Source organism: Rhodospirillales bacterium (assembly GCA_014323865.1).
Taxonomy (GTDB): Bacteria; Pseudomonadota; Alphaproteobacteria; order SP197; family SP197; genus SP197.
The window spans coordinates 80,993-93,051 of the sequence record JACONG010000018.1 but is presented as its reverse complement, the minus strand read 5'-3'; the positions used below and the strand labels follow the sequence as shown (position 1 = coordinate 93,051).

The following is a 12,059-nucleotide window of genomic DNA, read 5'->3' as shown; positions in this document are numbered from 1 at the left end:
GGTGGAACGAATGGGAATAACCTTGTTCGATTCAGATCGAGAGGAAGACCCTCTAAGTTTTAGCCACGAGCCGTGCTGCGGAAGCCGAGCTCATCAGGCCGGGACGCGGACGATCTCTCGCAGCCGCTCGCGAACGCGCTCATAGACCGGTACAGCGACATTCTGACCAACTTCCAGGGTTGCGACCACGGCATAGGTGATCGGATCGTCCAGCTCACCGGCTGCCGGTAAGCATGTGATATCGAGTACGAGATTGCCGTCATCAACGAACTCCGCGGCCTCTTCGCCTTCCCAGCGCCGGTGATAGATGGCACCTTTGCCGAGCGCGTTGTACGACGGCTGTTGCTTCGCGTTGCTGGCACCGATAGAGAACTTCTCGTCGCCGCTGGGACCAGCCTGGAACTTCGCCAGGCGGTACATGCGGTGCAAATGCGTGATAGGCGTCAGCCACGCGATTGTGACCGACAGCGCCCGGAACCCGGCCGTTCCTTCCAGCTCAGCGGGAAGCGGCACCGCGAACCGATCCGTTTCCTTTGATCCGATCGTGTTCCAGCCGATCAAGGTTGCACGGTTCTCGGCGCAATCGACGACGCGCTCGATATCCGGACACCCGAAGCCGAGAAATCGGCTGACTTCGTCCCGCTCGTGTTCCCAGTGCAGTTTCCCGTTCTCGGCGATAATGGTCTTCTTGAGCGCGTCCGTAGCGTTCCTGTCCCAGCGGGCGCTGTGAACGAGCAACGCCTTGAGGACAACGGCGAGATATTTTCGGTTGATTTCCTCCGGATGCGCCGGATCGTCCTCTGGGAGGTCTTCCAGCGCTTCGAGGATGCGCAAGGCATTGTGTGTCGCCAGCGCCGTGGCGACGCTGGTGCCGCTCATATTGCCCTTGCGGTTTGTCACGCCGGCAGGTCCAGGACTGGCCACGCCGATGCCGAAAAAATCCCCCGGCGGCGTTACGGGGCTGACCTCGATAGGCGCATGGGTTGAACTCGCGCGAACCTGTTCCGAGCCGCCGGGAAAAAGGATCTCCGGTTTGATCGCGCGTTTGAAGCCCAGCCCCAGCGCCGAACTCATATTCGGGAGCGCCGGACTTGTATACGGATCGACTGTCATCTCACGTTGTCCGTTCGACGCGAGGTTATCGTTATGAGCGGCACCGACCGTCAGTGCATTGACGGCTTCCGAAGGTGCGAGCAATCGTCGGTTCGCACGCTGACGCAGTATCGAGCGGAGCAACATAGCCTGACGTTCATCAGCGTCCGCATTCTCGAAATGCGTCAATTGATCGACATTCTCAAGCGGCACGCGCTCCGTGATGTTCCCGGCGCTGACAAGGATCAAGACGTTGTGCCGCCAGGCAAGGCGGTCGATCAGGCGCGCCCACGGGCTCATCACACCGGCAAAGCGCCGTTTGGCGTCACCGAGAGATAGGTTGACGATACACACCGTCGGCGCTGTCGGATCTTCTCCGCCTTCGCCGTCGAACATGCGAATGAAGACGCGCCAGATAAGGTCGATGCAGAGACGGTCCGGCGGCATGGCTTCCCTGACATCGCCAAACCCGTACGGCTGCGGGTACATGACCGGCCGGACATACAGCGGACGCCTGATCGGCGGTTCGGGGTTCGGCGTGTTCAGGTCGCCGTGCAGGATCAGCGACGCCATTGCGGTGCCGTGTCGTTGTTCCCCCGCTGCGCCATATTTGTTCGCGAAACTGTCCGGATCGTCTATGACAAGCCGGTTCGCGAGCAGTTTGTGCTGCGCCATCGGTACGCCGTCGAGCAAGGCTGCTACCGGTACATCTGCTTCCGCGCTGCCTTCGACTCCGCCCGCCTCTGCAGCGTCCTCAAGATCGTCTTCGACCGGCCCGGACACCATGGATTGCGGCCTTAACATCATCACGGCGTCGAAGGCTACAAGGCCGACATCGGGATGGTCGAGCACATCCCGAATGATTTTGGGCGACACCTCGACCAGAGCGGCATGGTAACAAATGTCGCCTATCACCGCGCGATCAAGCACCCGGCCACCCAGTTCGCGCAGGTTCTCCGTGAACTTGGTTTCTGCTGTCTCGCGGCGTGCTGCGTCATCGCGATACCAGAACTCAACCTCAAACCGGATCGGCGTATCAGACGCAAATTGCAGCCGTTCCCGCCAGTCCTCAACCGCTTCAGCGGTCAGGCGGTCTCGCGGTCCCCACGGACGCACATCCGCCAGATGACCGAACACGTCGCGCCACGCAGTGCGACCGCGTCCGAGCACTTCGCCCCGTTGGAACCGTTGCCAAAGGCTCACCAGCTCCCTGAGCGCAGTCTGGTCCGGGATCGTAAAATAGAATCTGCGAGGAACCCGTTTGTCTTCCCTTGGATCGCCATCCTTGTCCGGCACGTAAAAGTCCTCGTCAGGCGCGGCGTCACCTTCGTCCTCGCCGAGAAATTCCAAGCCCGACACGCCGCGCACCGCGCGGTAGAAGTCGGCGATTTTACTGGCGACCTCGAAAACGAGTGCGCGTTCGGGAACGATTGCGGACGGATCGTCGCGAAGCTCGCCGAGTGCCTCCGGGTCGTCCAGCGCCCGTTCCAACCGTTCGAATTTCGGGCCGAGCCTTCCGGCCTGGCGGCCTGCATCGGCTGAGGGGATGTTTTCCCTTGGCGGCCGCCCCGCCTTGGGCGCTTGCCGCTCCGGGCGCGGCATCGCCAGAAGGGGACGTTCAGCCATTGGACAACCCTTGCTCCGCGTCGTCCGAACGGATCGGCTGGACACGCTCTTGCCAAAGCTTCAGTTGTTCCTCGATGGTTTTCTTCAGGGGCCGTTCCTTCATCGTCATCACGTCGCTGCGGCGCACGTCGAGTGTGAATTCCTCCGCCTCGGCATAGCTGATCGCGCCGAGACGTTTGGTGATGGAGGGGGCCTTAATGCCGGGACGCTGGTCGAGCGATGCCAGAAACCTGTCGAAGTATTCCGTCAGTTCCTTCTCACCCGGCGCGGGCAACCCTAGACGAAGCTGGAACCGACGCCAGACCGCACGGTCCAGAAGTTCGGAATGGTTGGTGGCGGCGATGGCGACTGCGTAGCTCGGCAGGTCATCGACGTGCATCAACAGCGATGTGACGACGCGTTTGATTTCCCCGGTTTCGTGGATATCGCCACGTTCTTTGCCGATGGCATCGAATTCATCGAAAAACAGGACACACGGCGTTGTCCGCACATAGTCGAAAACACGTTTGAGACGGCCGGCTGTTTCGCCGAGATAGCTGCCGATCATGGCCTCGTAGCGGACCATGAAGAACGGCACTGCCAAGGATGCGGCGATTGCTTCGGCCAGCGAGGTCTTGCCGTTGCCCGGCGGCCCGACAAGAAGAAGGCGGTGTCGCGGGTCGAGACCGTGCGCGCGTAGCAGGCTGGACCGCTGCTGTTCCTCTATCAGTTGGTCTACAGCCGTGCGGCATGTTTCGGACAGAACCATATCGCCCAGTTCTCGCCGGGGCGTGATCTCGGCAATGAACTCACGTCCCTTGTGCGCATTGTCCGAAACAGAAGGGTGCTTGTTTATGCCGTTCCCGTTGGCCTGCATCGCTCGGGTGAGTCTGTCCGCCAGAACCGTGTGCTGCTTGTTCTTCTCTTCGGCGATGATCGTCTCGACCGCCGAACGCATCGCGTTCTTGTCACCGGCTACGCTTGCTCTCACAAGATTTATCAGAAGATCACCGCGCGCCATTTGACCCGCCTCCGGCGCCGGTTAAATGATCCAGTGGTTACCCGAGAGCGGCACGTCCTCTTGATCGAGAGACGCGTCGATCTGCCTGGGAATGTGTTCCGGGATTCTCACGGCTACCAAAACACACTCCTTGTCGTTGGTGGCTGATTTCATGGATCTGAATCACTTTGATATCACTCTGTAATCATATCGATACCACGGCTCGACGTCGATGATTTTCCGGAGCGCGTCCGACCGCCGGACCCGGCGCCTCCCTTTCCAGGGAAAGGCGCGCGCAGGAGACCAGAGGGAGCCGTAGCCATGGAGCCGTGAACCTCACACACCAGCGCAGGCGGAAAGCATGGGTGCAAAAGGACACGGCCGCACCAAGGTCGCGGCGCAGCCGAACCTCTACGACGAGGTGACGGAGCGAATTGTCGCCGAGCTTGAGGCGGGCCGCGCGCCGTGGGCTCAGCCTTGGGGAACGCCGGGCGCGAAGGCCGGCCTTGGGCTCCCTAGAGCGCAATCAATTTCATCGGGATCATATCTCCTGCGGCGGCGAAGACGTTCGTGCCGTGCTGTGGCATGAAGATATCGATGATCGTTGCGATGGCCTCCCGGAGGTCATTGACGGTTCTGGCGGCGGCCTTTCGGAGCGGGGCCTTGAGCCCAGAGAACGACATCCCGATGGGATTGACGTCCGGGCTGCAGGGCGGGAGGTCAAGCAGCACGGCAAAGGCGGCTTGGATGGCGTGGCGGACACCAGCGACCTTATGGGCCGGAAGATTGTCCATCACCAGGCATCCATGCCGACCGCGAGCTCAACTTCAAGAGCTTTGCCGGGGGCGCGGAGATCGGCTGGCCACAGGAAGGCACGCCGGCTGCAAAGCGGAAATCGATCGACCGCTACTCGGACCACGCGTTGATCTACGGTGAGATTCGCGACTGAAGGTCGTCGGTGTCAGTGTCATCGGTCTCAGTGTTGCCTGCGCCAGGACCGGATCTCTGCCATCGTGTACCGCGACGCGGTGCTCGGCATCACGACGTTGCTGATCGAGGCGACGCAGCGGCAGCCCGCAGTCCGGGGAATCCCGAAACGGGACAAGGCATGGACATAGTCGCGATCGTCGACCACGACGGCCCGACCCTCGGCCATTGTCCCGTCGTCACCGGACAGCTCAAGTACCCGGGCTTCGAAAGCCAGAGAGCTGTCGTGAAGCTGCGCAAGGATGAAGGACTGTCGTGCCAACCGTTCGCAAAGGCGCTCAACCCTCAGTCTCTGGAGGATGTCGCCACCCGATCGCACTGGAATACCCGTGCCGAAGCGTCACGCAGGCGCGCGCGATAGTCCTTGATTCAGGTCAAGCAATCCCGCATTGATCACGGAAAGAAGCGCCGCTTACGGAGACGTGATGTCCCGCTTCCGGATTCTGCCCGAGGCCGCGACGAGCGAGGAGACCGCCACGCTCATGCCGTGCGCGGCCTGTGATGTGCGGGAATTGTCGATCTGCTCGGTCCTGAACGGCAGCGAACTCGACCGGCTTTCCCGGATCGTGGCGCGCATTCCGGTCGGATCCGGCCAGTCGATCTTCCAGGAAGGCGACGAGGCCGATCACGTCTTCAACATCGTCGCGGGCTGTGTCCGGCTCTTCAAGCTTCTGCCCGACGGCCGTCGGCAGATCACGGGCTTCCTGTTCGATTCCGACTTCCTGGGCCTGGCGCTGAAGGAACACTACGCCTACAGCGCCGAAGCGGTCGGCGAGGCCGTCATCTGCCGCTTCCCCCGGGGCAAGCTCGAACGCCTGTTCGATGACATGCCCAAGCTCGAGAAGCGGCTGTTGAGCGAGGCCTCCAACGAACTCATCGCCGCCCAGGACCAGATGTTGCTTCTGGGCCGCAAGACCGCGCTGGAGCGGCTGTCGTCGTTCCTCCATGCCCTGGCGGAACGGCAGGGCAAAGACACCGTCGAACTTCCGATGACACGGACCGACATCGCCGATCATCTCGGGCTGACGATCGAAACGGTGAGCCGCACGTTCACGCGCCTGCGGAAGTCCGGACTTATCGACACGCCCGACCCGCATTCGGTGGTGATCAGGGATCTCGCGGGCCTCGAAGGCCTGACAGAGGGCGAATAGCGCCCCGGAGCATATCTCGTTCAGATCGAATCAAACTGAACGGGATATGCTCTGAGTCCTCGGATAGAGAGCGGATTCACGCATTTGGTTGGAACCGCTCCAACACCTCGCCCGGAGTCGCAAGGCTTCACGTTCGGAACCGGCACCCGTGCCGGCTTCAGCTCACTGCGGTTTGCTGTCGTCGTCGTGCAGAATACGCTCGGCAGCGCCGTCAAGGTCCTCATACTGCCCCGATCGCAGCGTCCACAGAAACGCGCCCAGCGCCAGAAGACCCAGCACCAGCGCGATCGGGATCAGGATGACCAGGTTGTTCATGGCTTCTTCCAACCGAGCCGCAGCGCGTTGCCCACGACGGTGAGCGACGACGCCGACATGGCGAGCGCGGCAACCAGCGGTGTGACAAGACCGGCAATCGCGAGCGGCACCGCAATCATATTGTAACCCAGTGAAAGGGCAAAGTTCTGCCGCACCAGCTTCCGCGCACTGCTGGCGACGCCGAGCGCCATGGTCACAGGGCCGAGATGACCGCCCTGGAAGACCACGTCGGCGGCATTCTGGCTGATGTCTGCCGCGCTGCCGGGCGACATTGAGGCATGGGCCGCCGCCAGCGCGGGAGCGTCGTTCAGGCCGTCACCGACGAAGAGCACCATGCGCCCGTCCGCTGCAAGCGCCTCGATCCTGGAGAACTTGTCGGCCGGCGACTGGCGAGCCTGCCAGGTTTCGATGCCGAGTTCCGTGGCCATCGCCGAAACGGTCGCGGCACGATCGCCGGAGAGCAGCTCGACTGCGTAACCCTTGCCGAGCAATGCGGCGATCGTGTCGGCGGCATCCTCCCGGGCGCGGTCACGGAACCGGAAGCGGACAGGTTCATGGCCGGCAGACCGCAACCAGAGTTCCATGGCGTCATCGTCGCCATCGCCTGCAATCCCACACCAGACACGACTGCCCAGACGTGTCTCGCCATGTTCGAGGCCGCGACCCGCGACCTCCTCGACACCCTGCTCAGGCGTGACAGCCTCGCCCGCAGCACGCACGAGTGCCCGGGCCAGGGGATGGCCGCTGGCAGCGGCGAGCGAGGCCGCCCGATTGAGGTCCTCATCGGCGATTGTTGCGCGATCGAGCAGTTCGGGACGTCCCTCGGTGAGCGTGCCGGTCTTGTCGAAGACGATCGTGTCGACCTCCGCAAGACGTTCGAGCGCGGTCGCGTTCTTGAGCAGAATGCCGGCCTGCATCAGGCGTCCGCTCGCCACGACCTGCACGGCCGGCACCGCCAGGCCCAGCGCGCAGGGGCAGGTCACGATCAGAACGGCGACGGCGATCAGAAGCGATGGCTGCCACGCCAGCCCGCCCAGGATGATCCAGCCGAGGAACGTACCAGCCGCCAGGCCGTGGACCGCCGGCGCATAGGCCGTGGCCAGACGATCGGCCAGCGCGACGTAACGCGAGCGCTTCTGCTCCGCCGATTCGACCAGCCGGACGATCTCGGCCAGCACGGTGTTGTCGCCGGCCGCCCCGGCGCGCACGACAAGAGTGCTGCCGATGTTGAGCGATCCCGCGAGCACCGTATCGCCCGTCATGACGACCTGCGGCAGGGTCTCGCCGGTGATCAGGCTGGTGTCGACCTCGGATTCGCCGTCCTCGACCACGCCGTCCGCGGGGAAGCGGCTGCCCGTCGCGACCAGAAGTGCCATGCCGGGCCGAATGCGCGAAGCCGCGACGGTCTGCTGCCGGCCGTCTTCGCCGATGACCACGGCGGGCTCCCGTCCGAGGGCAAGCAGCCGCTCGGCCGAACGCCGGACAATTCCGCGCGCCCGATGATCGAGGTAACGACCGATCAGCAGGAAGAAGAGCAGCGAGATCGACGAATCGAAATAGGCGTGGCGCGCGCCGTCAATGGTCTGCATCAGACTCATGCCGGCAGCCAGCACGACCGCAAGCGTGATCGGCACATCCATGTTGATCCGCCGTGCCGCCACGGCCCGCAGCGCGGAACGGAAGAAGGGCCGCCCGGCATAGGCCACGGCAGGCAGGGCGATCAGCGCGGAAATCCAGTGCATCAGGCTCCGCGTCGCCTCGTCCATGTCCTGGGCGTGCCCGGACCAGACCGAGACCGAAAGCAGCATCACGTTGCCGGCCGCAAAGCCCGCGACAGCCATGGTGCGCAGGAGCTCCCTGCCCTGCTTCTCGTGTTCGCTGACGGCAACATCGGGATCGAACGGAACTGCCCGGAAGCCGAGCGACTCCACCGTGTTCACGATCGTCCGGGCATGGGCTGCCGCGCCCGACCAGTGCGCCGTCATCCGCCGCGTCGAGAGATTGACGCGGGCGTCGACGACGGTCGCGTCATCGGCCAGAGCAGACTCGATCTTGCGGACACACCCACCGCAATGAACGCCCTCGACCAGCAGATGAATGCCGAAAGTGCCGTCGGGCGCGGCGACGATGAAGTCCGTCAGCGCATCGCTGTCATCGGCGGCAGAGAGATCACGAGGCACCCCGGTTGCGGCGAGATCGGTCATGACCCCAGGATCAGCCTGTGTTCAGCCGCGATGGCATGGCCGTCGCGCGCGATCACAAGGCGAAGCTCCCAGAGACCGGGCGCGGGGTCGGGAACCTCGGCAACCCAGACGCCGCTGCCCCGATGGACGAAGACGACGTCGGTGTCCTGCTCCTCGTCAGCCGGTCGCAGCAAGCGGCCCGTGACAGTCGCACCCGGCAATGGCGACCCGTCGCGGCCGATTGCCGTGACCGTAATGCGCTCGACGTCGCCGGCGCGCTCGACCACGACATCGGCAGACCAGCCGAGTTCGGCCATCGCCTCGGCGGTGGCAAGGGTCTCGTTGTAGGTACGGCCCCGGTCGTAGTAGTCGCCGGTCGCAAGTCCGCCGAAGCTGCCGACAGCAAGCCAGATCATGGTCAGATTGACCAACAGGACGACGAGAAAACCGCCGACAAAAAGCGCTGGAATCCAGCGATCGCCTTTCCTGAGCCATGCGACAGCGGTCATGATCCCGGCCCTCTCAGCACGGTGGAATGGCGCGCCTCCTCACCGGTCTCACGCTCCGTCAGGACAAAGTCGAAGTCAATCTGTCCGAAGTCGGCAAGTTCGGGGGGCGTTGTCAGGAAGACCCTGTAGGTCGTTACCGAATCGGCGATCGAGGTCAGCCGCGCGACGTTCCGCGATGCCGAGTCTTCCTGTCCGACCACCGTCATGACGGCATAATCAAGCCCGTCGAACGCGAGCCTGTAGACACGATCCTCGCGGGTCTTGTTCAGCACCTTGATCGTGTAACCGTTGCGGACGCTGCCGTCCGACAGCGTGACGAAGACCGGGTTACGGTCGTGCAGAACATTCACATCGACCGTCGTGCGCGAGAACAGGCCCCAGACCATCGCCGCGCTTATCAGGATGAAAACGATCGTGTAGACGATGGTGCGCGGACGGACGAAGCGATGTTTCGGCTTCTGGCCGGCAGCGATCGCGGCCTCCCGGCCGGGGCTGTCGTAGCCGATCAGGCCCTTGGGCAGGTCGAGCTTGCCCATGATCTTGTCGCAGGCATCGATGCACAGACCGCAACCGATGCATTCGAGCTGGACACCATCGCGGATGTCGATGCCCATGGGGCAGACCGCGACACAATGGCGGCAGTCGACGCAGTGTCCCCGGCCTTCCCAGGTCTCGCCCTTCCTGTGCTTGCCGCGCGGCTCGCCCCGCCTCTCGCGATAGGTCACGATCAGCGTGTCCTCGTCGTACATGGCAGACTGGAAGCGCGGCCACGGGCACATGTAGATGCAGACCTGCTCGCGCGCCCAACCGGCAAGCAGGTAAGTGAGGAAGGTGAAAAGCCCGAGGAAGAAGTAGACCGCCGGCCCGGCCTGGCCCGTGACGATGGCGGGAACCACCGTCATGGCGTCGTTGAAATACATGATCCAGGCGCCGCCGGTCAGCGCGGCGATGACCATCCAGGCGCTGTGCTTGGCGATCTTCCTGCCGGATTTGCCGACCGACATCGGTGCCTTGTCGAGGCGGATGCGCTGGTTGCGATCGCCCTCGATCAGGCGTTCGACCCACATGAAGAGGTCGGTCCAGACTGTCTGCGGACAGGTGTAGCCGCACCAGATACGCCCGAAGAGGCTGGTCACGAAGAACATGCCGAGCGCGCCGAGGATCAGCAGCCCGACCAGGAAGTAGAGCTCCTGGGGCCAGATCTCGATCCACAGGAAGTAGGCCCGCCGGTGGGGCATGTCGATCAGGAAGGCCTGATCGGGGGCGGCCGGCCCGCGATCCCAGCGCAGCCAGGGCGCGATGTAGTAGATGCCGAGCAGCACGATCAGCACCGCCCACTTGATACGCCTTACATTGCCTTCGATCTTCCTGGGATAGACCTTGACCCTGTCGGCATAGAGCGACTGCTCCTTGCGTGAAAGCGCATCCTGGTCGGCATGGACATCGGCCATTTTTGGCTCCTACTGACCTCCGCCAAGGGTGTGAACGTAGACCGTCAGCATCTTGATCGTCGTCTCATCGAGACGGTCGGCCCAAGGCGGCATGACGCCGTGCCTGGGATCGTGGATCTGCGCCACGACCTCTTCGAAGGTTCCGCCGTAGAGCCAGACCGCATCGTTCAGACGCGGTGCACCCTGGAACATGTCGCCTTCGCCGGAATCACCGTGACAGGCGGCACACTGCTCAAGGTAGATCTGCTCACCGCGGGCGGCAGCCTCCGGATCGTCGTCGATCCCGCTCATCGCAAGCGTGAAATGGGCGACATCGTCGATCTCGGCATCCGTGAGAATGCCGTCACGGCCGAAGGCGATCATCTCCGACCATCGGCTGTCGATGTCCTCGTTGCGGATACCGTGAACGATGGTGAGGTGGATGTCGTCCAGCGTACCGCCCCAGATCCAGACATCATCGACCAGCGCCGGGAAACCGGGCACGCCCGCGCCCCCCGCACCGTGGCACGGCGCGCAGTTCTCGGCGAAGGCACTGCCGCCACCGGCGCGCACGAAGTCGCGCAGGCCGGCATCGGCACGGATCTCTTCGAGCGAGAGTTCGGCGATACGGGTGAGCTGCTCGCCCTGGGCCGCACGCGCATCGGCAATATCCTGACGCACGACGCTGCGCGTGTTGTCCAGGATGCCGGGCACGCCGGGGATCGGCGGCACGAACAGGCTGTAGATCACCGAGAACACGATTGTGGCATAGAGCACGTAGAGCCACCACTTCGGCAGTGGATTGTTGAGCTCCCTGAGCCCGTCCCACTCGTGACCGGTGGTTTCGACGCCGGTCAGTTCGTCACGTTCCGTCGCCATGGCTCAACGCTCCTCGGTATCATCCTTGAAGGGAAGGTTCGCGCAGTCGCGGAAACGCTCGCGATTGCGCGGCAGAAACACCCAGATCATCAGTCCGGCAAACAGCAGGACAAGCCAGACGACCCAGAGCTGGCGGATATAGCCGTAGATACCCTCGATGCTCATCGCGTCGCCTCCAGGTCCTCGACTGCCGCATCCGCGAAGTCGACCATGCGACCCAGGATCTGCATGTAGGCAATCATGGCGTCCATCTCGGTCAGGCGTGTCGGATCGCCGTCGAAGTCGCCGACCGCCGCCTTGGGATAACGCGCCAGAAGACCGTCATGATCGGCATTCGGGTCGGCCTGGGCGTGGAGATCCGCCATGGCGTTCTCGACCATCTCGGGCTCGTAGGGCACGCCGACGGCGATGTTGGCCTCGAGCCGGGCAACGATGTCGTCGGTTTCGAGCAGGGTCCCGGCGAGGAACGGATAGGACGGCATGATCGATTCGGGCACGACGCCGCGCGGGTCGGTCATGTGTTCGACATGCCATTCGTTCGAGTACTTGCCACCCACACGCGCCAGATCGGGACCGGTGCGTTTCGAACCCCACTGGAACGGGTGGTCGTACATGCTCTCGGCCGCCAGGCTGTAGTGACCGTAGCGCTCCACCTCGTCGCGGAACGGGCGGATCATCTGGCTGTGGCAGACGTAACATCCCTCGCGGATGTAGAGGTCGCGGCCGCGCAGTTCCAGAGGACTGTAGGGACGCACACCCTGAACCTCCTCGATGGTCGACTTGATCAGATAGAGCGGCACGATCTCCACCAGACCGCCGATCGAAATCGTGATCAGGACCAGGACCGCCATCAGCGTGACGTTCCGTTCGATCTTTCCGTGGTGCTTCATCAACATCGGTCGCGTCCC

13 protein-coding genes are annotated in these 12,059 nt (G+C 63.4%); 3 read left to right on the top strand and 10 right to left on the bottom strand.

Annotated features, from left to right (window positions below; translation table 11 throughout):
- Positions 1 to 93 precede the first annotated feature (93 nt).
- A complete protein-coding gene (locus GDA49_14110) occupies positions 94 to 2,718 on the bottom strand; it encodes a S8 family peptidase (protein MBC6441507.1) in 2,625 nt (874 codons plus the stop codon).
- On the bottom strand, positions 2,711 to 3,718 hold the full coding sequence (locus GDA49_14105) for an AAA family ATPase (protein ID MBC6441506.1): 1,008 nt from the start codon (positions 3,716 to 3,718) through the stop codon (positions 2,711 to 2,713). The genes GDA49_14110 and GDA49_14105 overlap by 8 nt, the downstream gene beginning before the upstream one ends.
- Positions 3,719 to 4,058: 340 nt before the next feature.
- Here GDA49_14105 and GDA49_14100 point away from each other — a divergent pair, with 340 nt between their 5' ends.
- Positions 4,059 to 4,286, top strand: coding sequence for a DUF1738 domain-containing protein (locus GDA49_14100; GenBank protein ID MBC6441505.1), 228 nt, complete (start codon positions 4,059 to 4,061; stop codon positions 4,284 to 4,286).
- On the opposite strand, the gene GDA49_14095 is transcribed toward GDA49_14100, so the two are convergent.
- Positions 4,213 to 4,491 (bottom strand): transposase, encoded by a 279-nt coding sequence (locus GDA49_14095; GenBank protein ID MBC6441504.1) that lies wholly within the window; start codon positions 4,489 to 4,491, stop codon positions 4,213 to 4,215. The genes GDA49_14100 and GDA49_14095 overlap by 74 nt on opposite strands.
- Before the next feature lie 314 nt (positions 4,492 to 4,805).
- On the opposite strand from GDA49_14095, the gene GDA49_14090 reads away from it, so the two are divergent.
- Together GDA49_14090 and GDA49_14085 are read left to right on the top strand one after the other, a co-directional pair.
- Positions 4,806 to 5,045, top strand: coding sequence for a hypothetical protein (locus GDA49_14090; protein MBC6441503.1), 240 nt, complete (start codon positions 4,806 to 4,808; stop codon positions 5,043 to 5,045).
- Between the two features lie 121 nt (positions 5,046 to 5,166).
- The gene (locus tag GDA49_14085) at positions 5,167 to 5,835 is read left to right on the top strand and encodes a helix-turn-helix domain-containing protein (protein ID MBC6441502.1); all 669 of its coding nucleotides are present in this window, start codon (positions 5,167 to 5,169) and stop codon (positions 5,833 to 5,835) included.
- A gap of 162 nt (positions 5,836 to 5,997) precedes the next feature.
- On the opposite strand, the gene ccoS is transcribed toward GDA49_14085, so the two are convergent.
- From ccoS to ccoO, 7 genes are read right to left on the bottom strand one after another with little or no spacing between them, the layout of a single operon-like run.
- Positions 5,998 to 6,150, bottom strand: coding sequence for a cbb3-type cytochrome oxidase assembly protein CcoS (gene ccoS, locus GDA49_14080; GenBank protein ID MBC6441501.1), 153 nt, complete (start codon positions 6,148 to 6,150; stop codon positions 5,998 to 6,000).
- Positions 6,147 to 8,354, bottom strand: a complete 2,208-nt coding sequence (locus tag GDA49_14075) for a heavy metal translocating P-type ATPase (GenBank protein MBC6441500.1) — start codon at positions 8,352 to 8,354, stop codon at positions 6,147 to 6,149. The genes ccoS and GDA49_14075 overlap by 4 nt, the downstream gene beginning before the upstream one ends.
- The gene (locus tag GDA49_14070; protein MBC6441499.1) at positions 8,351 to 8,842 is read right to left on the bottom strand and encodes a FixH family protein; all 492 of its coding nucleotides are present in this window, start codon (positions 8,840 to 8,842) and stop codon (positions 8,351 to 8,353) included. Before GDA49_14070 ends, GDA49_14075 begins: the two co-directional genes overlap by 4 nt.
- A complete protein-coding gene (gene ccoG, locus GDA49_14065; protein ID MBC6441498.1) occupies positions 8,839 to 10,293 on the bottom strand; it encodes a cytochrome c oxidase accessory protein CcoG in 1,455 nt (484 codons plus the stop codon). The genes GDA49_14070 and ccoG overlap by 4 nt, the downstream gene beginning before the upstream one ends.
- Before the next feature lie 9 nt (positions 10,294 to 10,302).
- Positions 10,303 to 11,151 (bottom strand): cytochrome-c oxidase, cbb3-type subunit III, encoded by an 849-nt coding sequence (gene ccoP, locus GDA49_14060; GenBank protein MBC6441497.1) that lies wholly within the window; start codon positions 11,149 to 11,151, stop codon positions 10,303 to 10,305.
- A 3-nt stretch (positions 11,152 to 11,154) separates the two neighbouring features.
- A complete protein-coding gene (locus tag GDA49_14055) occupies positions 11,155 to 11,316 on the bottom strand; it encodes a cbb3-type cytochrome c oxidase subunit 3 (protein MBC6441496.1) in 162 nt (53 codons plus the stop codon).
- Positions 11,313 to 12,047 (bottom strand): cytochrome-c oxidase, cbb3-type subunit II, encoded by a 735-nt coding sequence (ccoO, locus tag GDA49_14050; GenBank protein ID MBC6441495.1) that lies wholly within the window; start codon positions 12,045 to 12,047, stop codon positions 11,313 to 11,315. The genes GDA49_14055 and ccoO overlap by 4 nt, the downstream gene beginning before the upstream one ends.
- Positions 12,048 to 12,059: the final 12 nt, after the last annotated feature.